The organism is Rhodococcus sp. KRD162, assembly GCF_017168335.1.
GTDB lineage: Bacteria > Actinomycetota > Actinomycetes > Mycobacteriales > Mycobacteriaceae > Rhodococcoides.
Genome location: NZ_JABFAU010000011.1, coordinates 369320 through 389484, shown reverse-complemented (window position 1 = coordinate 389484; position 20165 = coordinate 369320). Strand labels below are relative to the sequence as shown.

Below are 20165 nucleotides of genomic sequence, written 5' to 3'. Positions count from 1 at the left end.
CCCCAGATAGAGGCCGAGGAAGTTGTCGGCAAGGACCAGCAGCAGCATGGCTGCGAGAAACAGATTGAGGTACGCGAAGAATCGTCGGCGTCCGGGGTCGTGGCTCATGTAGCCGATGGAGTAGACGTGGATGAGTGATCCGACGCCGGTGATCAGCAGGACGAAGCAGATCGACAACTGGTCGGCGCGAAGGCCGAAGTCGACCTGCAGCTGATCGACCGGCACCCATCGGAACAGCGACTGACCGAGCGCTCGGCTCGACTCGTCACGTCCGAGCATCGAGACGAACACCAGTGCCGCGACGACGAACGAGGCCACGGCTGCAGCTGTGGCAACCAGGTGCCCCCAGGAGTTGCAGCGCCGCCCGCCGAGCAGCAGGACGGCCGCACCGAACGCCGGCAGAGCCGGGAGAAGCCACAGTATCGACATCGTTTCAGCTCCCCCGTCAGTTCTTCATCAAGGAGTTCTCGTCCATCGAGATCGAGCGACGAGAGCGGAAGATGGCCATGATGATCGCCAGGCCCACCACCACCTCGGCAGCAGCGACCACCATGGTGAAGAACGCGAACAACTGTCCGTCCAGATTTCCGTGCATGCGGGAGAACGTGACGAACGCCAGATTGACTGCGTTGAGCATCAATTCGATGCACATGAACACGATGATCGCGTTGCGCCTGACGATGACACCCGCCGCGCCGATGGTGAACAGCAGAACCGACAGATAGAGGTAATTCTCGGGATTCATCGCTCGTCACCGTCGGTTCGTGGCTCGGCGAACATGGCATTGACAGAGGACTGCGATTCGGTCCCGTCCGGCAGCAGAGCGCGGCGATCGACGCCGTTGTGTCGGGCGTACACACCCGGGCTCGGCAAGGGCGTCACTCTGGTGCCGTCTCGGAACCGATCCCGGGATATTTCGCGCTGCCCCTTGACCGGTCCGAGTGCTTCGCGGTGCGCCAGGATCATCGCCCCGATGGTTGCAGTGATCAACAGCGCGCCGGTCAGCTCGAACGCCCACACGTATTCGACGAAGATCAGCTCGGCCAGGCCCTCGACGTTGCCGGTGGAATTGGCTGCGTCGAGCCCTGCGAATTCGAGCCGACCGGTACTGGCCGCGTCACGCAGCAGGACCCCGATGATCAGCAGTCCGAAGCCGATCCCGATGACGACGGCCGCGACGCGATGCCCGCGCAGCGTCTCCGACAACGATTCCGAGGTGTCGACTCCGACCAGCATCAGCACGAACAGGAAGAGCATCATCACCGCGCCGGTGTAGACGACGATCTGCACGACACCGAGAAACAGTGCCCCCTGAGCCATGTAGAACGTCGCCAGCACCACCATCGTGGCCGCGAGGAACAGCGCCGAGTAGACCGCTTTGGTGCTCATCACCACCCCGAGCGCGCCGATGACCGCAACGACACCCAAGGTCCAGAACTGCACTGCCTCACCGGTGGACGTCGACTCCAGTGCCAGTTGTACGGCCGCTGCCTGCGCAGTCATCGAACCGGTCCGCTGTCGGTCTCGACCGCACCCTCGGTGCCGGTGACGGTGCCGCGGTAGTAGTCCTCGGCGGTGCACCCAGGTGCCATCGCATGCGGCGGCGGGACCATGTCGGGCTCCATCGGTGCCAGCAGAGCATCCTTCTCGTAGATCAGATCTGCTCTGTTGTCACCGGCGAGTTCGTACTCGTTGGTCATCGTCAAAGCCCTTGTGGGGCAGGCCTCTACACACAACCCGCAGCCGATGCAGCGGAGGTAGTTGATCTGATAGACCCCGCCGTATCGCTCGCCCGGTGAGAATCGTTCGGTCTCGGTGTTGTCGGCACCTTCGACGTAGATGGCATCGGCCGGGCAGGCCCATGCGCAGAGCTCGCAGCCGATGCACTTCTCGAGGCCGTCCGCGTACCGGTTGAGCTGATGGCGGCCGTGGTAGCGGACCTCGGTCGGCTTCTTCTGCTCGGGATACAGTTCGGTCTCGGGCTTTTTGAACATCGTGGCGAACGTGACGCCGAAACCGGCGATGGGACCGAGAAATTCAGGCATCGGCATTCTCCTTCTCGGGCGTGGTCACTGAGGACCGGGTACCGGCGTGCCGGCTCGAAAATCGCGAGCCCTGCGCAGGAGTGGGAGGAATCGGGAATCCTCCGGCCAGGGCGTCGAACTCTGACTCAGCAGCAGACGTCGACACGTGTCGATCGCGGGTGCGTCTTCGCAGCATCGACAACAACGAGCCCAGGACGGCGAGAGCGAAGACCATCGAGACGATGAACGTGACGAGCGGAACGTCGAATCGCCCGGTACCCAGTACTCGCACTGTTGCAATGACCATCACCCAGATCAGCGCGACCGGAATGAGGATCTTCCACCCGAAATTCATGAACTGGTCGTACCGCAGACGAGGCAGAGTCGAGCGCAGCCAGATGAACACGAACAGGAACATCCAAACCTTGAGGGTGAACCACAGCACCGGCCACCACCCGGAATTGGCACCGCTCCACAGGCTCAGCGGAATCGGGGCGTGCCAGCCTCCGAGGAAGAGGGTGGTGGCGAGTGCCGAGACGGTGACCATATTGATGTACTCGGCGAGCATGAACATCGCGAAGCGTAGTGACGAGTACTCGGTGTGGAACCCGCCCACCAGCTCTCCTTCGGCCTCGGGCAGGTCGAACGGGGCGCGGTTGGTTTCACCGACCATGGCCGTGACGTACACCAGAAACGAGGGCAGCAGCAGGAACACGTACCAGGTATTCTGTTGCGCAGCAACAATTCCGGATGTCGACATCGTGCCCGCGTACAGGAATACCGCGGCGAACGACAGACCCATCGCGACCTCGTACGAGATCACCTGGGCGGTCGAGCGAAGTGCTCCGAGCAGCGGGTATGTCGAACCCGATGCCCATCCGGCCAGGACTATGCCGTACACACCGACCGAGGTGACCGCGAGAATGTACAGAACCCCCACCGGCAGATCGGTCATCTGCAGCTCGGTCGTCGTCCCGAACACCGACACCTGCGGTCCGAACGGGATCACGGCGAAGGCCATGAACGCCGGAACCACCGAGATGATCGGTGCCAGAATGTAAATCGGCTTGTCGACGCCGGCCGGAGTGATTCCCTCTTTCAGGGCGAGCTTGATCCCGTCCATCAGCGACTGCAGCAGTCCCCACGGACCGACACGGTTGGGCCCAACCCGCATCTGCATCCACGCCATGATCTTGCGTTCGACATAGATGGCGACCAGTGGTGTGAGCACCAGGAAGACGAAGACGGCCACTGCCTTTCCGACGACCAACCACCACGGGTCGGTGCCGAACATCGACAGATCGGTCGGTGCGGCGACGATCATGACGAGACCCCCTCATCGAGCTGTCCTGCCGCAGCCGTCGGCCCCGTCCGCAGCTTCACCAGATCACCCGAGGCCGCACCGAGAGTCCGATACACCGCCGAGCCGGGCGAGTTCATCGGCACCCACACCACGTTGTCGGGGAGATCGGTGATCGTCAGCGGCAGCGTGATCGAACCACGCTCGGTCTCGACAACGACCAGATCACTCTGCTCCGCGCCGATATTCGACGCCGTCCTCGCAGACAGTCGGACCACCGGTGACCGTCCGGTCCGCGCGAGATTGTCCTCGCCGTCCTGCATCCGTCCCGAATCGATCAACATTCGCCACGTGGCCAGAATCGCGCGACCGGAGGTAGGCGAGGGCAGATCGCCACCCGATGGCACCGGAGCGAGGATCTGGCGTTGGCCTGTCCAGGTGCCGAGACGAGCCAGTTCGTCTCGCGCAGCCGTCGCATCCGGAAGCGACAGTTCGACGCCCATCTGGGCGGCGATGGCGTCGAGTACGCGTTGGTCGGGCATCAGTGCGCCTGAACCGAGTGCCGTGCCGAACGCCCTGGGCCTACCTTCCCAGTCGACGAACGTTCCGGGCTTGTCGACCACCGGGGCCACCGGGAACACCACGTCGGCACGCTCGGTCACCGCGCTGTGGCGCAGTTCGAGGCTGACCACGAACGCCGATCGATCCAGCGCATCGAGTGCGCCACGCGGATCGGGCAGGTCGTCGAGATCGATTCCTGCAGTGACCACTGCGCGATCCGGGCCGGCATCGGCCAGGATCGCAGCAGTGTCGCGGCCCGCGTCCGCAGGGAGGTCGTCGATACCCCATACAGCTGCAACCTCGGCGCGTGCCGCCGAGTCCGCCACAGGCCGTCCACCCGGCAGCACGTTCGGCAGCGCGCCGGCGTCGAGTGCACCCCGCTCGCCTGCTCGACGTGGAACCCAGGCCATGGTCGCTCCCGTGCTGTCGACCAGAGCCGACACCGCAGACAATCCACCGGGAACGCAGCCGAGCCGCTCGCCCACGAGAACGATCGCCCCCGGCTCTCGGAGGAGCTGAGCAATCGAGTCGGTATCGCGGTCGCCGACGCGCAGGGCGTCCAGCCACTGCGGCTCGTCACCGGGAATCGACTGCACGAGCGCACCACCGAGCTTGCTCAGCCCTCGACTTGCCCAGGGGGCGATCGATGCCACACGGACGCCGTTGGTGCGGTGCGCCGCACGCAGCCGCAGGAATATCAGTGGTGACTCCTCTTCGGGCTCGAAAGCCACCAGGAGGACGACCGGAGCATTCGCGAAGTCGGAGTAGGTGACCCCCAGACCGGTCGCTGCCACGCGACTGGCCAGGAAGTTCGATTCCTCCGTGCTGTGATCACGATTTCGGAAGTCGACATCATTGGTGCGCAGTACTTTTCGGGCGAATTTCGCATAGGCGTAGGAGTCTTCGAGAGTCGATCGTCCGCCGACGAGCACCGCCGCACGCCCCACAGAGGCGGCCAATCCCGTTGCCGCGGCGGCCAATGCGGCCGACCACGACGTCTCGATGAGGGCACCCGACTCGTCTCGGATCATCGGTGCGGTGATGCGATCCGGTTCAGTGGCATATTTGAACGCCCAGCGGCCCTTGTCGCAGTTCCATTCCTCGTTGACCTGCGGATCATCCCCTGCGAGACGACGCAATACCGTGCCGCGTCGATGATCGGTGCGTTGAGCGCACCCTCCCGCACAGTGCTCGCACACACTCGGCGACGACGTCAGATCGTACGGACGCGCACGGAACCGATACTCGGTGTTGGTCAGAGCCCCGACCGGACAGATCTGAACTGTGTTACCCGAGAAATAGGAGTCGAACGGTTCGTCACCGAAGATGCCCACCTGTTGCACCGCACCGCGTTCGAGTAGCTCGATCGAAGGGTCCCCGGCAACTTGCTCCGCGAACCGAGTGCATCGAGCGCACAGAACGCAGCGTTCCCGATCGAGCAGGATCTCGGCCGACAACGGAATGGGCTTGGGATACGTACGTTTGGTCTCGGTGAACCTGGACTCGGTCCGTCCTGCGGCCATCGCCTGGTTCTGCAGCGGACATTCGCCGCCTTTGTCGCACACCGGGCAGTCGAGGGGGTGATTGATCAGCAGCAGTTCCATGACGCCGCGCTGCGCCTTCTCGGCAGACCCGGACGTCACCTGCGTGCGTACGATCATGCCCTCCGCCACAGTCGTCGTGCACGATGCCAGCGGCTTGCGCTGCCCTTCGACCTCCACCAGGCATTGCCGACACGCGCCCACGGGATCGAGCAGCGGATGGTCGCAGAAGCGTGGAATCTGCACCCCCATCAACTCGGCGGCACGGATCACCAAAGTGCCCTTCGGAACACTGATCTCGTGATCGTCGATGGTCAACGTCACCAGCTCCACCGACACGTCGGTCATGACGAGAACTCCTCTGCCATCAACGTCGACAGGTGCGGATCGAACGGGCATCCGTGCTCGGTCACGTGTCGAACGTATTCGTCACGGAAGTGCGCCAGTGAGGACACGATCGGGCTTGCGGCCCCGTCTCCCAACGCGCAGAACGACTTTCCTGCGATGCCATCCGCTATATCGAGCAGCGTGTCCAGGTCGTCCTCGGTGCCGGTGCCGGTGTCGAGTCGACGCAGTATCTGCACCAGCCAGTACGTGCCCTCCCGGCACGGTGTGCACTTGCCGCAGGATTCGTGTGCGTAGAACTCGGTCCATCGCAACACTGCTCGTACCACGCACGTGGTGTCGTCGAATATCTGCAATGCCTTGGTACCCAACATCGATCCGGCTGCTCCGACGCCCTCGTAATCGAGAGGCACGTCGAGATGATCGTCGGTGAGGATCGGCGTCGACGAGCCGCCCGGCGTCCAGAACTTCAGTTGGTGGCCCGGCCTGACCCCACCTGCGTAGTCGAGGAGTTCCCGCAACGTGATTCCCAGTGGTGCCTCGTACTGCCCCGGTCGGCATACATGGCCGGAGATCGAGTACAGCGTGAAGCCGGGCGACTTCTCGGTGCCCATCGATCGGAACCATTCGATTCCCTTCCGTAATATCACCGGAACGCTGGCAATCGATTCGACGTTGTTGACCACCGTCGGCCGCGCGTACAGGCCCGCGACCGCCGGGAACGGTGGACGCAACCGGGGTTGTCCGCGCCGTCCTTCCAGCGAGTCGAGCAGGGCTGTCTCTTCACCACAGATGTATGCGCCTGCACCGGCGTGGACCACCAACTCCAGATCGAATTCCGAACCGAGAACGCCCTTTCCCAGATACCCCGCCGCATAGGCCTCGGCCACCGCGGCCTGCAACCGCCGCAGTACCGGAACCACTTCCCCGCGCACGTAGACGAACGCGTGCGATGCGCGAATCGCGTACGCAGCGATGACGATTCCCTCGATCAGGGTGTGTGGACTGGCCATCAGCAGTGGCATGTCCTTGCAGGTGCCCGGCTCGGACTCGTCGGCGTTGACCACCAGATAGTGCTCTTTACCGTCGTTCTGCGGTATGAAGCTCCATTTGGTGCCGGTCGGGAATCCCGCACCCCCACGGCCCCGCAGGCCCGATTCCTTGACGAACGCGATGAGGTCGTCGGGGTCCATGGCGAGGGCTTTCTCCAGCCCTCGATATCCCTCGTGACTTCGATAGGTTTCGAGTGTCCAGGAGTTCTTCTCGTCCCAGAACTCGCTCAACACCGGCGTCAGGGCCATCTCAATCCCCCTTCGTCGGTGGATCGGTCTCGGTGGTGTTCGCCCGTGGTGGCACAGTGGCAGAGGGTGCCGGTGCAGGCTTCTCCCGCACCGTCTCCGACACTGCTTCTGCTCCGAGATCGGGATGTTCGTCCTGCACGTTCGGTTCCGTTTCGGGAGCCGACATAGCGTGTTCTCGCGCGTAGCGCAGACCGACGAGGCTGGCTTCACCTGCGCCACCGCTCGATTCGAGCGCACCTGGTCGCTCGTCGGCGAAACCGGCAAGAATGCGCTCGGTCTGTCGAAACGTGCACAGTGGAGCGCCGCGCGTCGGGGTGACCTGCGCTCCGGATCGCAGTGCATCGACCAGATCACGCGCCGTCGACGGAGAGCTGTTGTCGAAGAACTCCCAGTTGACCATCATGACCGGCGCGTAATCGCAGGCAGCGTTGCACTCGATGTGTTCGAGGGTGATCGTGCCGTCCTCGGTCGTCTCGCCGTGGCCGATGCCGAGGTGATCGGTCAATGCCTCCATGATCGCGTCACCACCCATGACGGCACACAGGGTGTTGGTACACACTCCGACGCGATACGTGCCGGTGGGCTCGCGCCGGTACATCGAGTAGAAGGTGGCAACGGCCGTCACCTCGGCTCCGGTGAGGTCGAGTACCTCGGCACAGAACTCGATGCCGGCAGGTGTCAGAGCCCCGTCCTCGGATTGCACCAGATGCAGCAGTGGGAGCAGCGCAGAACGCGATTGCGGGTACCGCGCGAGGATGATGTCGGCGTCGGCACGTAGGCGAGTGCGCTGCTCGGGAGAATACGAGGCTCGTGCGCCGGGACGGGCGAGCTGCACCGCTTCCTCCGGCCGCGCTCCGAGTTGGATCAGAACCGGCTCCGACTGCGATTGTGCGGTCATCGGTCGACCCCGCCCATCACCGGGTCGATACTGGCCACTGCCGCAATGACATCGGAGATCATTCCGCCCTCGCACATCGCGGCGACCGCTTGCAGGTTGGTGAAGGACGGATCCCTGAAGTGCACCCGGTACGGCTGTGTTCCGCCATCGCTGACGATGTGCACGCCCAGCTCTCCTCGCGGCGACTCCACCGAGGAGAGCACTTGACCAGCCGGGACCCGCATACCCTCGGTGACCAGCTTGAAGTGATGAATCAGCGACTCCATCGAGGTGTCCATGATGGTACGCACGTGATCCTGCGAGTTTCCGAGCCCGTCTGGGCCCGACACCAACTCGGCAGGCCAGGCGATCTTCTTGTCGTCGATGACCACCGGCCCGGGACGCAGACGATCGAGGGTTTGTTCGACGATCTTCAACGATTCCTTCATCTCCTCCACCCGAATGAGATAGCGCCCGTAGCAGTCACTTCCGGTGTCGGTGATGACATCGAACTCGTAGTTCTCGTATCCGCAGTAGGGATCGGAGCGACGCAGATCGTAGGGCAGCCCGGTGGACCGAAGCACCGGACCGGTGACGCCGAGGGCCATGCATCCGGTCAGATCGAGATATCCGACGTTCTCGGTTCTGGCCTTCCAGATCGGGTTGTCGTTGAGCATGAGTTCGAGATCGCGAAGTCGTCCGGGCATCACCCGCAGCAGCTCGCGGACCTTCTCGATCGCGTCCCCCGGCAGATCCTGCGACAGTCCTCCCGGACGAATGTAGGCGTGGTTCATGCGAAGTCCGGTGATGGCCTCGAAGACGTCGAGGATCAGCTCGCGCTCGCGGAAGCCGAACAGCATCGCCGTCACTGCTCCCAATTCCATTCCGCCCGTGGCCAATGCGACGAGATGCGAGGAAATTCGGTTGAGCTCCATCAGCATCACTCGCACAACCGTCGCCCGCTCGGGAACGTCGTCGGTGATATCGAGGAGTTTCTCCACCCCCAGGCAATATGCGGTCTCGTTGAAGAACGGCGACAGATAGTCCATGCGAGTGACGAAAGTGACGCCCTGGGTCCAGTTGCGATACTCCAGGTTCTTCTCGATTCCGGTATGCAGGTAGCCGATCCCGCATCGCGCCTCGGTGACCGTTTCACCCTCGATTTCGAGAATCAGTCGCAGCACGCCGTGGGTGGACGGGTGCTGTGGTCCCATGTTGACCACGATCCGTTCGGTACCCGATCCGCGTGCCAGCTCGACGACGTCATCCCAGTCCTGACCGGAGACCGCGTAGATCGTCTCGTTCGTTGCGCTCATCAGCTGTACGACCTGCGCTCGTTGGGAGGCGCAATTCGAGCGCCCTTGTACTCGATCGGAATTCCGCCGAGCGGATAGTCCTTTCGTTGCGGATGGCCGACCCAGTCGTCGGGCATTTCGATTCGCGTGAGAGCGGGGTGACCGTCGAAGACGAGTCCGAAGAAGTCGTAGACCTCCCGCTCGTGCCAGTCGTTGGTCGGATACACCCCGCAGAGCGAGGGAGTGTGCGGATCTGTGTCGGGGACGGCGACTTCGAGTCGCACCCGGCGCCCGTGCGTGATCGAGACGAGGTGGTACACCACGTGGAGTTCGCGGCCGACCTGGTCCGGATAGTGCACACCCGATGCGCCAGTGCACAATTCGAATCGCAGTTCCTCGTCGTCGCGCAACGCGTAGGCCACTGCAGGAAGATGCTGACGCGCGATGTGCAGTGTCAGCTCGCCCCGGTGTATCACCACCCGCTCGATGGCGTCGTCGGACGGCACCGGTGCATCACCGGATTCGAGAACTGCGGCCAGTCGGTCGACAAGGGCGTCGAAGTAGGTGCCGTACGGCCGCTCGGCGGTGTCCGCCGTTGCCACCGGCGGCTGCAGTCGTCCGTAGCCCGAGGTGTCACCCGTGCCCCGCACACCGAACATCCCGCCAGGTCCGCGCGTGGTCATCGCAGCATTCCTTTCAGATCGATCGTCGGGGTGGACGAGAGCGCCGCCGCTTCCGCGGCCGCGCGCACCTGCTCACGATTGACACCGAGCGGCATCTGTTGAATCTTCTTGTGCAGCTCCAAGATTGCGTTGAGCAACATCTCGGGTCGAGGTGGGCAACCAGGCAGGTAGATGTCGACCGGAACGATGTGGTCGACCCCCTGAACCACCGCGTAGTTGTTGAACATTCCGCCCGAGGATGCGCAGACTCCCATGGCAAGAACCCATTTCGGTTCGGCCATCTGGTCGTACACCTGCCGGAGCACCGGTCCCATCTTCTGGCTGACGCGCCCCGCCACGATCATCAGATCCGCCTGGCGCGGGGATGCTCGAAATGCCTCCATACCGAATCGCGCGAGGTCGAATCTGCCGGAGGTGGTCGCCATCATCTCGATCGCGCAGCACGCCAGCCCGAAGGTGGCGGGCCACAGCGAACCCTTGCGGGCGTAACCGGCCAGGCCCTCGACCGTGGTCAGCAGGAATCCACTGGGCAGCTTCTCTTCGAGTCCCATCGATCACGCTCTTTCGGTTCCGCGGAAGGAGAACAAATGCACTGTCTTCGTCGATCAGTCCCAACCGAGTCCGCCTCGTCGCCACTCGTAGACGTAGGCCACCGACACGTTGACGACGAACAGCCCCATCGCAACGAGGCCGAAGGCTCCCAGTACGTCGAGATGGACGGCCCAGGGATAGAGGAAGACGATTTCGATGTCGAAAATGATGAACAGCATCGCTGTGAGGTAGAACTTCACCGGAAACCGTTGCCCCGTCGGTGCATGCATCGTCGGCTCGATACCGCACTCGTACGCGTCGAACTTGGCACGGTTGTATCGGGCGGGTCCCACCATGGTGCCGACCATCACCGAGAACACCGCGAACACGATCGCGATGGCACCGAGAACAAGAATCGGAACGTAGGCGTTCACGGACATCCGCTCCCTCGATCGACGACCGCGCCGCCGCACACCGAATGCGACGGCCGTACCAATGTGACCTGAAACACACAGTATGGGTTCGGTGCGAATCTCGCGGGATTTCGAGCAGTCGAGTTTCGTAAACCGTTGACGCCCATAGCTCGCCCACATCCAGAGGCCCGCGGACTGTGATCTATATCACTTGCTTTTCGAGGGTGCAACGGTCACCACTTCCCGCGCTCTCCTTCGGAGCTGCACAGCTCTAGCGAGACGGCGCTCCGGACCTCGGGTGCGCAGCATGCTCGATCAGCAGATCCACCACTGCACGCCCCAGTCGTATCGGGTCCAGGGGGTACGGAACCGCCGCTTCGGCGCGCGACCAATCGGCCAGCCACCTGTCGTCGGGACGTCCGATCAGCACCAGCACCGGCGGGCAACTGTCGATCTCGTCCTTGAGCTGCTTCGCCAGGCCCATGCCGCCGACCGGTGAGGCCTCGCCGTCCAGAATCGCCAGGTCCACCCCGCCCGCATCCATGTGCTGGACGACGACAGCTGCCGTGGCTATGTCCGTGTACTCGATCTCACCCACTGCCGGGTCCGGTCGATTCCCCACCGCGGACCTCACCCGAGCCCGCGTGTTCGCGTCGCTGCTGTAGACGAGCACCCGCACACGAGGTGGTCGATTCTGTCCCGCTGTGACGTCAGACACATCGCGATGCTACCGCGGGGTCGTGGAGGACGGACCGAAACCGCCACGGCCGACATGCATTCGACGCACGCCGAGTCCGTCAGGACGCGATAGTGACGATCACCGCGGCAGGGTTTTCGGTCGTAGTCACGGTGAACTCGGGGCGATCGGTACTCACTGCGATGAAGGACTGAGAGATTCCGTCGGGATCGGCCAGAAAGTCGACCGACACCACGGCGGAGTCGGCACCGACTCGAATCCGTTCCGGCCCGGTGTACGGAGCGAAGCTGTCGTCCGATCCCGCCGACGCACCGGACAGGTCCATCTGCAGCACCGACTTCCCCGGCACCGCCAGCGGTTCACTCGTGCCGTATCGGACGGCCTCGTCGACGTATCTGACCGTGTACGACACCGACCCGTTTCCTGCCAGCCGATATTCGACGGCCGAGGACCCCGAGACGTTCACTTCGGTGACGCCGACCGATGACGAACCCGAGGCACGGGCACCGCCGAGACCGTCGGGCAACGTCGGGATCACGAGGGGCGGAACCTCGGCGGTCGGCGCAACAGGCGAGGGATCTCCCACGATCAGCGATCCGGTGATCGTGGTGTAGTTCGTGCTCGCCGAGACCTCCTCGACGACCTCGGGAGTGCCACTGCCGGAACAGCCCACCAGGAGGCCGGTCAACACCGATGCCGCGACCGCGAGCGGGATGGTCGCGGAATCGCGGCTGTGGTCCATCGACCCACCGTACTGAAGATACCGTTCGGTTCGGTAGTGCTGTTCGACCGCGATTCGGTCACGATCGCACCGACGGTCGATTCTGCTAGCGTCGGAACATGGAGCCCAAGAGCTATTCCTCGGGTGAGCGCGTGTTCGGTCCACCCAACGGCACATTCGACGCCGATTGGGCGGCCACGGCGTTGCGCTCGAACCGCCCCGAACTGGACCATCCCACCTCGGTTCGGCTGGTGGAGCAGGCCTGGGAGATACTTCGGACGCAGGGTCTGCGCGGCGAGCGGCTCACAGCTGCACTCGACCTCGAACCAGGGCTCGCAGCTGCGGTTTCGGCGGTCGCCACCGAGACCGCGGAGCTCTACCTCGACCCCAGATGAGAACCGGATCAGGTGCAGGCCATCCGATGCCACACCACAGCAGCCATCATCGCTTGCGCAGCAATACAACCGACACCCAGGCAACTGAAGGGTTCCACCGCAGCCGCGCCGAACACCATCCGACGCCCGCTGCAGAACCGCAACAGGCAGTCTTGCCGCCGGTCACAGCTCAGAACTGCTCGGCCACGAATCCGGCCACGAGGACCGCAGTTCCTCCGATCTCACCGATGATCAACAGCAGCATGAACACGTGAGTTCCCGGGACGGGATGGACGAACTGATTCTCGGTGTCCCGGCGGACCCCGTGCACGGTGTACCCGGCGATCGCAGCCACGAAGAACAGCAGCACCACGGATGCAGCCGTCAGATCGACCGGGACCGACCAGGCGCTGAACTGCGCGAGAACGGCCAGTACCAGTGCGGCGAACGAATACATCAGCGCGGCTCGATGGGCGATGTCGACGTAGCGATGCGCCGCCCCGTCCGCCGATGTCGACATCTGGTGGTACTTGAGCACCCCCAAGCCCAACGCCCACAGCAACAACAGACCCGCCGCGAGGACGATCACCGTGGTATCGAACTCCAACTGCATCCCCAGCTCCCCCACTCGATTCCGCGCCGAACGTATCACCGTCTCCCCTGTTGCTACCGTTCGGTGATGCCTGTCGACCCGAGCATGTCCCAAAGCGCATACCGGCTCCGCTTCGAGTGGGGTCTGTCGGGGGCCGATGCGATAGGCGACGGAGCCGATGTCGCCGTGATCGTCGATGTGCTCTCGTTCACCACAACGCTGACGGTCGCGGTGGATGCGGGAATAGAGGTCGTCCCCAGCCGCTGGCGTGACTCCCGAGCCGAGCAGCTGGCCGATCAGTTCGACTCAGCCCTCGCCGTTGGACGTGCGGCGGCCACATCGGGGCAGATCAGCTTGTGCCCGGCAACCGTCCGTGCCGCGCCTGCGCCTGCACGCCTGGTGTTGCCGTCACCCAACGGATCCACCATCGCGGACGAGCTGGCCGGCAGGGTCGGGGTGTGCGTCGGCGCCTCGCTGAGAAACGCCGACGCAGCCGCGCAGTGGATCCGAGCCACGAGCCCGAACGCGGTGATTGCCGTCATAGCGGCCGGCGAGCTATGGCCCGACGGATCGTTGCGGCCCGCTGCCGAGGACCTGTGGGGTGCCGGGGCGGTCATGTCCGCACTCCTGAACACCGGGGCCGTCGACGCGTCTCCTGAGGCCGTGATGGCAGCGGCGGCGTGGCGAGCCGTCGAACACGAAGCAGGCTCCGAGCTGCGGCGCTGCGCGTCCGGCCGGGAACTGGACGCCCTGGGTCATCCCGAGGACGTGACGATCGCCGCCGAGATCGGATCGAGTTGCTGCGTTCCGGTTCTTCGCGGCGGGATGTTCGCCGACGCGACGCGGTGACCGCTCGATCGAGTGTCACGGCGGCCCCGAAGCGCTGCACCGACACGGCCGAGGATGTCCGATATTTGGATCGGACACCCTCATCACGGATCATACGGTGGTGAGTACGGAACGAACCGCCCCGAAGACCACCGTCGTCGTACCGACGTACAACGAACGCGAGAACCTCCCCAAGCTCGTCGAGCTTCTCGCCGGGCTGAAGGTCGAGGGGCTCGGCGTGATGGTGGTCGACGACAATTCACCCGACGGTACCGGTGATGTCGCCGACAAATTGGCACTCGACGGTCCTCTCGACGTCAGCGTTCTGCATCGCACGGAGAAGAACGGACTCGGCCGTGCCTACGTCGCGGGTATGACGAAGGCACTCGACGAAGGCGCGGACATCGTGATCCAGATGGATGCCGATCTCTCGCACCCCACCGAGGTGATCCCGGCGATGATCGACAAGCTGACCACCACCGACGCGGCCGTCGTTCTCGGCTCGCGCTACGTTCCCGGCGGGGCCGTCGCCGCAGATTGGCCCTGGCATCGCAAAGCGTTGTCGGCTTGGGCGAATTTCTACGTGAACACGATTCTGCGCCTCGGCGTCAAGGACGCGACCGCCGGCTTCAAGGCATGGCACGCGCGCACCCTCCGCACCATCGACGTGGCCTCGGTCGAGAGCAACGGATATGCATTTCAGGTCGAGATGAACTACCGAACCGTCAAGCACGGCCTCGTTCTCGCCGAGGTGCCGATCAGGTTCGAGGAGCGCAGCGAGGGTGAATCCAAGATGAGCCTGTCGGTTCAGCTGGAGTCGGCGCTGGTGCCGTGGAAACTGTTGCTGGGCAAGAAGAAGCTCTGAACCTCATGCTGCGTCCTTGACCGTGGCGGCGTAGACATCGACGTATTCCTGTCCCGACAGGTTCGACAGCGCTGCCATCACTTCATCGGTGGCCGCTCGTAGGATGGCCCTGTTGTTCTCTCCCCCTGCGTATCTCGTGAAATGCAGGGGTTTGCCTACCGTCATCGTCACCTTGCCCGGTCGCCATATTCTCGAACCCACCGGGTTGACCCCGAGCGTTCCGTGCATCACGATCGGCACGACGGGTGCCCCGGTCTCGATCGCGACGCGAGCCACGCCGGTCTTGCCCTTGTAGAGTCGACCGTCAGGAGATCGGGTTCCTTCCGGGTACACCGCCCAGACGTTCCCTTGCTGCAGAACAGTTTTCGCTGCCATGAGGGCCGGAGCCGATGCATCTGCCCCGCGTCGATCGACGGGTACCTGCCCCGTCGCAGAGTAGAACCATCGAAGCGCGGCCCCCTTGATGCCGCGACCGGTGAAATATTCGCTCTTGGCGATGAAAGTGACTCGACGGGGCACCAGGAGAACGAGGAAGAACGAATCGACCACGGTGAGGTGGTTGCCGGCCAGAATCACCGGTCCTGTCGTCGGGAGGTTGTCCATTCCGACCGCGGTCGGTCGGCCGAGAATGCGAAGAATCGGCCCGATCAGCACGTGTTTGAACAGCAGGTACCACATCGTTCGATCCTCTCGGGTGGACAGCGTCAACGCCGAGAGTAGACAATGTCTACGTGGCAGACAACCTCCGGAAGCGGCTGATCGATGCCGGCGTACGACTGCTCGAGAGCGAAGGACGAGAAGGGCTGACCATCAGAGCGGTCACCCGTGAAGCAGGCGTATCGCATGGAGCCCCGAGACGCTATTTTCCGACGTTGAATGCGCTCGCCGCAGCCGTGGCGCGAGTGGGACTCGACGATCTGGGCGTGGCGCTGAACACTGCCGCGCGGCAAGCCGATTCGCCGCGGAACGCGCTCGACGCCATGGCCGACGCATACGTGCGGTTCGCCGCGCAGCGACCGGCGATGTTCGCACTCGCCTTTCGGCACGACATCCTCGCGGGCTCGGGAGAAGACCTGCGACAGAGCTCACGCCCGTTGTTCGAGGCGCTGATCTCGGCGGTCAGCGCTGTGTCGCCGCAAAATCCACAGTTCACGGCCCTACGACTGTGGACCTCCGTACACGGAATAGCGGCGCTCAACTCCACACGCGCCTTCGAACCGATCACCGGCCACATCGAGATGGGACCGGTGATCCGCCGCACGGTCTGCGAGGTGATCGGGGAGGCTACCGAACCAGAGACCTGACCGACGCAGGCAGTTGGCGGACGTTCTTGTACGGCCCCACCACAGCGGCACCGAAAGGACGCTCGAGCAACATGGCGGCAACCTCGCGCACCTCGTCGTTGCCGACGCTGTCGATACGCGAGAGTGTGTCGGTGATGTCGCGGTGATTGCCGTAGTTGAGTTCACTGCGACCGATACGATTCATCCGGGCACCCGAATCTTCCAGTCCCAGAACCAATCCGCCGCGCAATGAGCCCTTCGCACGAGCACACTCCGCATCGGTGATGCCCTCGGCCGCAACCCTGGCCAAGACTTCACGAATCACCGTGGTGACCTCGCCGAGATTCTCCGGCTGACATCCCGCGTACACCGAGAACGCACCGCTGTCGGCAAACGTATCCACCGAGGAATACACCGAGTACGCCAGTCCCCGCTCTTCCCTGACCTCCTGGAACAGCCGAGAACTGAGCCCACCGCCGACTGCGGAGTTGAGCACCGACAGCGCCCAACGATGCCCTTCGTGACGTCCGAAAGCACGTACGCCCAGGCACAGATGCGCCTGCTCGCTGTCCCGGGTCGTCAGACTCAAGGTCGGGGCGCTCCGTACCCGCGCCGTGCCACCCCGTCGTTCGGCGGGTTTCACGCCCTTGACCAAGTGACCGGAGAATGCGCGACGCACGAGCGACACGATCTGCTTGTGATCGACGTTGCCTGCCACTGCGACGACCATCCGCTGCGGTGTGTACCGCCGCACATGGAACGAGTGCAGTTGCGCACGGGACATCGACTCGATGGACTCGACGGATCCGATGATCGGACGGCCGATCGGGTGATCACCGAACATCGCCTCGAGAAATGCATCTCCGAGCAGATCCTCTGGATCGTCATCGCGCATGGAGATCTCTTCGAGTACCACCTGGCGCTCGACGTCCACATCTGCCGAGCGACACCGCCCGCGAAGCACCACATCGCTGACCAGATCGATGGCCAGCGCCACATCCTCGTCGAGCACATGCGCGTAGAAGCACGTGCTCTCCTTGGAGGTGAACGCGTTCAACTCTCCCCCGACACCGTCCATGGCCTGAGCGATCTCGAGCGCACTGCGCGTCGGCGTCGACTTGAAGAGAAGGTGCTCGAGGAAATGGGCGGCACCGGCCACGCTCGGTTGCTCGTCCCGCGAGCCGACACCCACCCACACCCCGACCGAGGCAGAGCGAACACCCGGAACGAATTCGGTGACGACTCGAAGACCGCCCGGCAGAGTAGTGCGCTGCACGCCGGTGCCGATGTCGTTGTTGTCCGTAACGGCCGAACGGTACGTCCCGAGGGGACGTACCGTTCGACTCGACTGCTTCTTACTCAGCGCTGGCCTCGGCTGGTGCCTCGGGAGCATCGGCGGCAGCGGCCGCGTTGTCGTCCTCGACCGGGACGAGGCTGATCTTGCCGCGGTTGTCGATATCGGCGATCTCGACGCGCAACTTGGATCCGACGCTCACCACGTCCTCGACTTTGTTGATGCGCTTACCGTTGCCCAGCTTGGAGATGTGCACCAGTCCGTCGCGGCCCGGGAGCAGCGAGACGAATGCACCGAACGCCGTCGTCTTCACGACGGTTCCGAGGAATCGCTCGCCGACCTTCGGCAGCTGCGGATTGGCAATGGCGTTGATCATGTCGATCGCGGCCTGTGCGGACGGGCCGTCCGCTGCACCGACGTAGACAGTGCCATCGTCTTCGATCGAGATGTTGGCACCGGTCTGCTCGGTGATGGAGTTGATCATCTTGCCCTTGGGCCCGATGACCTCGCCGATCTTGTCCACCGGGACCTTGATCGCAGTGACGCGAGGCGCGTACGGGCTCATCTCGTCCGGGGCGTCGATGGCCTCGGCCATGACCTCGAGGATCGTCGTACGAGCATCCTTGGCCTGAGACAACGCGCCCGCGAGCACCTTGGACGGGATGCCGTCGAGCTTGGTGTCCAGCTGCAGCGCCGTCACGAAGTCCTTGGTTCCGGCGACCTTGAAGTCCATGTCTCCGAATGCGTCCTCGGCACCGAGGATGTCGGTGAGGGCGACGTAACGCGTCTCGCCCTCGACCTCGTCGGAGACGAGACCCATTGCGATACCGGCCACCGGAGCGCGCAGCGGCACGCCTGCGTTGAGCAGTGACAGCGTCGATGCACACACCGAGCCCATCGACGTCGAACCGTTGGAGCTCAGCGCCTCGGACACCTGGCGGATGGCGTACGGGAACTCCGCCTGGCTGGGCAGCACCGGCAGCAAGGCGCGCTCGGCCAGTGCGCCGTGGCCGATCTCACGACGCTTCGGCGAACCGACGCGGCCGGTCTCACCGGTGGAGTACGGCGGGAAGTTGTAATGGTGCATGTACCGCTTGGACGTCTCGGGCCCGAGCGAATCGACCTGCTGCGCCATCTTGACCATGTCGAGGGTGGTGACGCCCAGGATCTGGGTCTCGCCGCGCTCGAACAGAGCAGATCCGTGCGTGCGCGGAATGATCGCGACCTCTGCGGACAGCGAGCGAATGTCGGTGATGCCGCGGCCGTCGATGCGGAAGTGATCGGTGAGGATGCGCTGGCGAACCGACTTCTTGGTCAGCGCGCGGAATGCGGCACCGATCTCCTTCTCGCGGCCGGCGAAGCTGTCTCCGACCACTGTCATGACCTGAGCCTTGACCTCGTCGAGTTTGCTCTCGCGCTCGGCCTTGCCGGCGATGGTCAGTGCCTCGTTCAGTGGAATCTTCGCCGCGTTCTCGACCGCTTCGAAGACATCCGACTGGTAGGCCGGGAACACCGGGTAGTCGCCGGTCGGTTTGGCTGCCTTGGCGGCCAACTCCTGCTGCGCAGTGCACAGCGCGGCGATGAACGGCTTGGAAGCCTCCAGGCCCTCGGCGACCACGGTCTCGTTGGGGGCGGTGGCACCGCCGTCGATGAGCTCGATGACGTTCTCGGTCGCCTCGGCCTCGACCATCATGATCGCGACGTCTGCGTCGGCACCCGAGCCGGAGACGATGCGGCCGGCGACGACCATGTTGAACACGGCCTTTTCGAGCTGCTCGTTGGTCGGGAACGCAACCCACTGCTTGTCGATCAGTGCGACGCGGACGCCGCCGATCGGGCCGGAGAACGGCAGGCCGGCGATCTGCGTCGACGCCGAGGCCGCGTTGATCGCGACGACGTCGTAGAGGTCGGCCGGGTTGAGGCTCATGACCGTGATGACGACCTGGATCTCGTTGCGGAGACCGTCGACGAACGTCGGGCGCAGCGGCCGGTCGATGAGGCGGCAGGTGAGGATGGCGTCGGTGGACGGGCGGCCCTCGCGGCGGAAGAACGATCCGGGAATGCGTCCGGCGGCGTACATACGCTCTTCGACATCGACCGTCAGCGGGAAGAAGTCGAATCCCTCACGGGGGTGCTTGCCTGCGGTCGTCGCCGACAACAGCATGGTGTCCTCGTCGAGGTACGCAGCAACTGCGCCTGCGGCCTGCTGTGCGAGGCGACCGGTCTCGAAGCGGATGCTCCGCTTGCCGAACGAGCCGTTGTCGATGATCGCGGTGGCTTCGAAGACGCCTTCTTCGGCGTCCAAAGTTGTTGTGTCCGTCATGTGTTCTGTCTTCGTCCTCTCGTCTTTGCCGTGCCCGCGTGGACACACCACGAGCCCTCCTGGCTGTGGCGGCATACCTGTGCCGTCCATCTCCGAGAACGTGTCTCGGGACGCGGCTGCGCGGAGGCGGCCATCGATCGAAGCCCTCCGGATCTCGTATCCGAAAGGCCACTACCGAAGACCGACACCACGTCGTGACAGGCATACACGGCGATGTTCGGATGCCGTGCATCCGCTTCTCGTGCTGGCGTAACTGTTCTTGCGGTACAAACACAGAGAGCCAACGAGGAACAGTCTAAGCACTGCCTCGTTGGCTT

21 protein-coding genes and 1 pseudogene are annotated in these 20165 nt (G+C 63.9%); 4 read left to right on the top strand and 18 right to left on the bottom strand.

The genetic code is table 11. The features are described from left to right. The 14 genes and pseudogenes from J1M87_RS16370 to J1M87_RS16305 form a co-directional block, all read right to left on the bottom strand. Positions 1-429: pseudogene (locus J1M87_RS16370) on the bottom strand (NADH-quinone oxidoreductase subunit L); the annotation flags it as partial. A gap of 16 nt (positions 430-445) precedes the next feature. Next, on the bottom strand, positions 446-745 hold the full coding sequence (nuoK, locus tag J1M87_RS16365) for an NADH-quinone oxidoreductase subunit NuoK (protein WP_008717020.1): 300 nt from the start codon (positions 743-745) through the stop codon (positions 446-448). Further along, positions 742-1503, bottom strand: coding sequence for an NADH-quinone oxidoreductase subunit J (locus J1M87_RS16360; protein WP_206490529.1), 762 nt, complete (start codon positions 1501-1503; stop codon positions 742-744). The genes nuoK and J1M87_RS16360 overlap by 4 nt, the downstream gene beginning before the upstream one ends. After that, entirely contained in the window at positions 1500-2045 is a 546-nt protein-coding gene (nuoI, locus tag J1M87_RS16355; RefSeq protein ID WP_206490528.1) for an NADH-quinone oxidoreductase subunit NuoI, read from the bottom strand. The genes J1M87_RS16360 and nuoI overlap by 4 nt, the downstream gene beginning before the upstream one ends. Further along, the gene (gene nuoH, locus J1M87_RS16350; protein ID WP_374222397.1) at positions 2038-3318 is read right to left on the bottom strand and encodes an NADH-quinone oxidoreductase subunit NuoH; all 1281 of its coding nucleotides are present in this window, start codon (positions 3316-3318) and stop codon (positions 2038-2040) included. Before nuoH ends, nuoI begins: the two co-directional genes overlap by 8 nt. Positions 3319-3344: 26 nt before the next feature. Further along, positions 3345-5774, bottom strand: a complete 2430-nt coding sequence (locus tag J1M87_RS16345) for an NADH-quinone oxidoreductase subunit G (RefSeq protein WP_206490526.1) — start codon at positions 5772-5774, stop codon at positions 3345-3347. After that, complete coding sequence (gene nuoF, locus J1M87_RS16340) at positions 5771-7072, bottom strand: NADH-quinone oxidoreductase subunit NuoF (protein ID WP_206490525.1); 1302 nt, start codon at positions 7070-7072, stop codon at positions 5771-5773. The genes J1M87_RS16345 and nuoF overlap by 4 nt, the downstream gene beginning before the upstream one ends. A gap of 1 nt (position 7073) precedes the next feature. Continuing rightward, the gene (gene nuoE / locus J1M87_RS16335) at positions 7074-7970 is read right to left on the bottom strand and encodes an NADH-quinone oxidoreductase subunit NuoE (RefSeq protein ID WP_206490524.1); all 897 of its coding nucleotides are present in this window, start codon (positions 7968-7970) and stop codon (positions 7074-7076) included. Further along, positions 7967-9265 carry an NADH dehydrogenase (quinone) subunit D gene (gene nuoD, locus J1M87_RS16330; RefSeq protein ID WP_206490523.1) on the bottom strand — a complete coding sequence of 433 codons (1299 nt, stop codon included), beginning with the start codon at positions 9263-9265 and terminating at the stop codon, positions 7967-7969. Before nuoD ends, nuoE begins: the two co-directional genes overlap by 4 nt. Beyond that, positions 9265-9927 carry an NADH-quinone oxidoreductase subunit C gene (locus J1M87_RS16325; protein WP_206490522.1) on the bottom strand — a complete coding sequence of 221 codons (663 nt, stop codon included), beginning with the start codon at positions 9925-9927 and terminating at the stop codon, positions 9265-9267. Before J1M87_RS16325 ends, nuoD begins: the two co-directional genes overlap by 1 nt. Then, positions 9924-10478: an NADH-quinone oxidoreductase subunit B family protein gene (locus tag J1M87_RS16320; RefSeq protein WP_206490521.1), complete on the bottom strand. Its 555-nt coding sequence runs from the start codon at positions 10476-10478 to the stop codon at positions 9924-9926. Before J1M87_RS16320 ends, J1M87_RS16325 begins: the two co-directional genes overlap by 4 nt. Before the next feature lie 54 nt (positions 10479-10532). Beyond that, a complete protein-coding gene (locus J1M87_RS16315) occupies positions 10533-10892 on the bottom strand; it encodes an NADH-quinone oxidoreductase subunit A (protein ID WP_206490658.1) in 360 nt (119 codons plus the stop codon). Between the two features lie 250 nt (positions 10893-11142). Continuing rightward, positions 11143-11589 carry a hypothetical protein gene (locus J1M87_RS16310; RefSeq protein ID WP_206490520.1) on the bottom strand — a complete coding sequence of 149 codons (447 nt, stop codon included), beginning with the start codon at positions 11587-11589 and terminating at the stop codon, positions 11143-11145. A 79-nt stretch (positions 11590-11668) separates the two neighbouring features. Then, on the bottom strand, positions 11669-12310 hold the full coding sequence (locus J1M87_RS16305; RefSeq protein WP_206490519.1) for a hypothetical protein: 642 nt from the start codon (positions 12308-12310) through the stop codon (positions 11669-11671). A 98-nt stretch (positions 12311-12408) separates the two neighbouring features. On the opposite strand from J1M87_RS16305, the gene J1M87_RS16300 reads away from it, so the two are divergent. Continuing rightward, positions 12409-12684, top strand: coding sequence for a hypothetical protein (locus J1M87_RS16300; protein WP_206490518.1), 276 nt, complete (start codon positions 12409-12411; stop codon positions 12682-12684). Between the two features lie 169 nt (positions 12685-12853). Here the strand turns inward: J1M87_RS16300 and J1M87_RS16295 are convergent, their stop codons facing one another. Next, entirely contained in the window at positions 12854-13276 is a 423-nt protein-coding gene (locus tag J1M87_RS16295) for a hypothetical protein (RefSeq protein WP_206490517.1), read from the bottom strand. Between the two features lie 66 nt (positions 13277-13342). On the opposite strand from J1M87_RS16295, the gene J1M87_RS16290 reads away from it, so the two are divergent. Both J1M87_RS16290 and J1M87_RS16285 read left to right on the top strand, forming a co-directional pair. Next, complete coding sequence (locus J1M87_RS16290; RefSeq protein WP_206490516.1) at positions 13343-14104, top strand: 2-phosphosulfolactate phosphatase; 762 nt, start codon at positions 13343-13345, stop codon at positions 14102-14104. Between the two features lie 97 nt (positions 14105-14201). Continuing rightward, on the top strand, positions 14202-14948 hold the full coding sequence (locus tag J1M87_RS16285) for a polyprenol monophosphomannose synthase (RefSeq protein WP_206490515.1): 747 nt from the start codon (positions 14202-14204) through the stop codon (positions 14946-14948). A 3-nt stretch (positions 14949-14951) separates the two neighbouring features. Here the strand turns inward: J1M87_RS16285 and J1M87_RS16280 are convergent, their stop codons facing one another. Beyond that, entirely contained in the window at positions 14952-15626 is a 675-nt protein-coding gene (locus J1M87_RS16280; RefSeq protein ID WP_206490514.1) for a 1-acyl-sn-glycerol-3-phosphate acyltransferase, read from the bottom strand. Between the two features lie 53 nt (positions 15627-15679). Here J1M87_RS16280 and J1M87_RS16275 point away from each other — a divergent pair, with 53 nt between their 5' ends. Then, the gene (locus tag J1M87_RS16275; protein ID WP_206490513.1) at positions 15680-16252 is read left to right on the top strand and encodes a TetR/AcrR family transcriptional regulator; all 573 of its coding nucleotides are present in this window, start codon (positions 15680-15682) and stop codon (positions 16250-16252) included. Here the strand turns inward: J1M87_RS16275 and J1M87_RS16270 are convergent. Both J1M87_RS16270 and J1M87_RS16265 read right to left on the bottom strand, forming a co-directional pair. Next, entirely contained in the window at positions 16233-17624 is a 1392-nt protein-coding gene (locus J1M87_RS16270) for a pitrilysin family protein (RefSeq protein WP_206490512.1), read from the bottom strand. The genes J1M87_RS16275 and J1M87_RS16270 overlap by 20 nt on opposite strands. Further along, positions 17587-19848: a polyribonucleotide nucleotidyltransferase gene (locus J1M87_RS16265; RefSeq protein ID WP_206490511.1), complete on the bottom strand. Its 2262-nt coding sequence runs from the start codon at positions 19846-19848 to the stop codon at positions 17587-17589. Before J1M87_RS16265 ends, J1M87_RS16270 begins: the two co-directional genes overlap by 38 nt. Positions 19849-20165 lie beyond the last annotated feature (317 nt).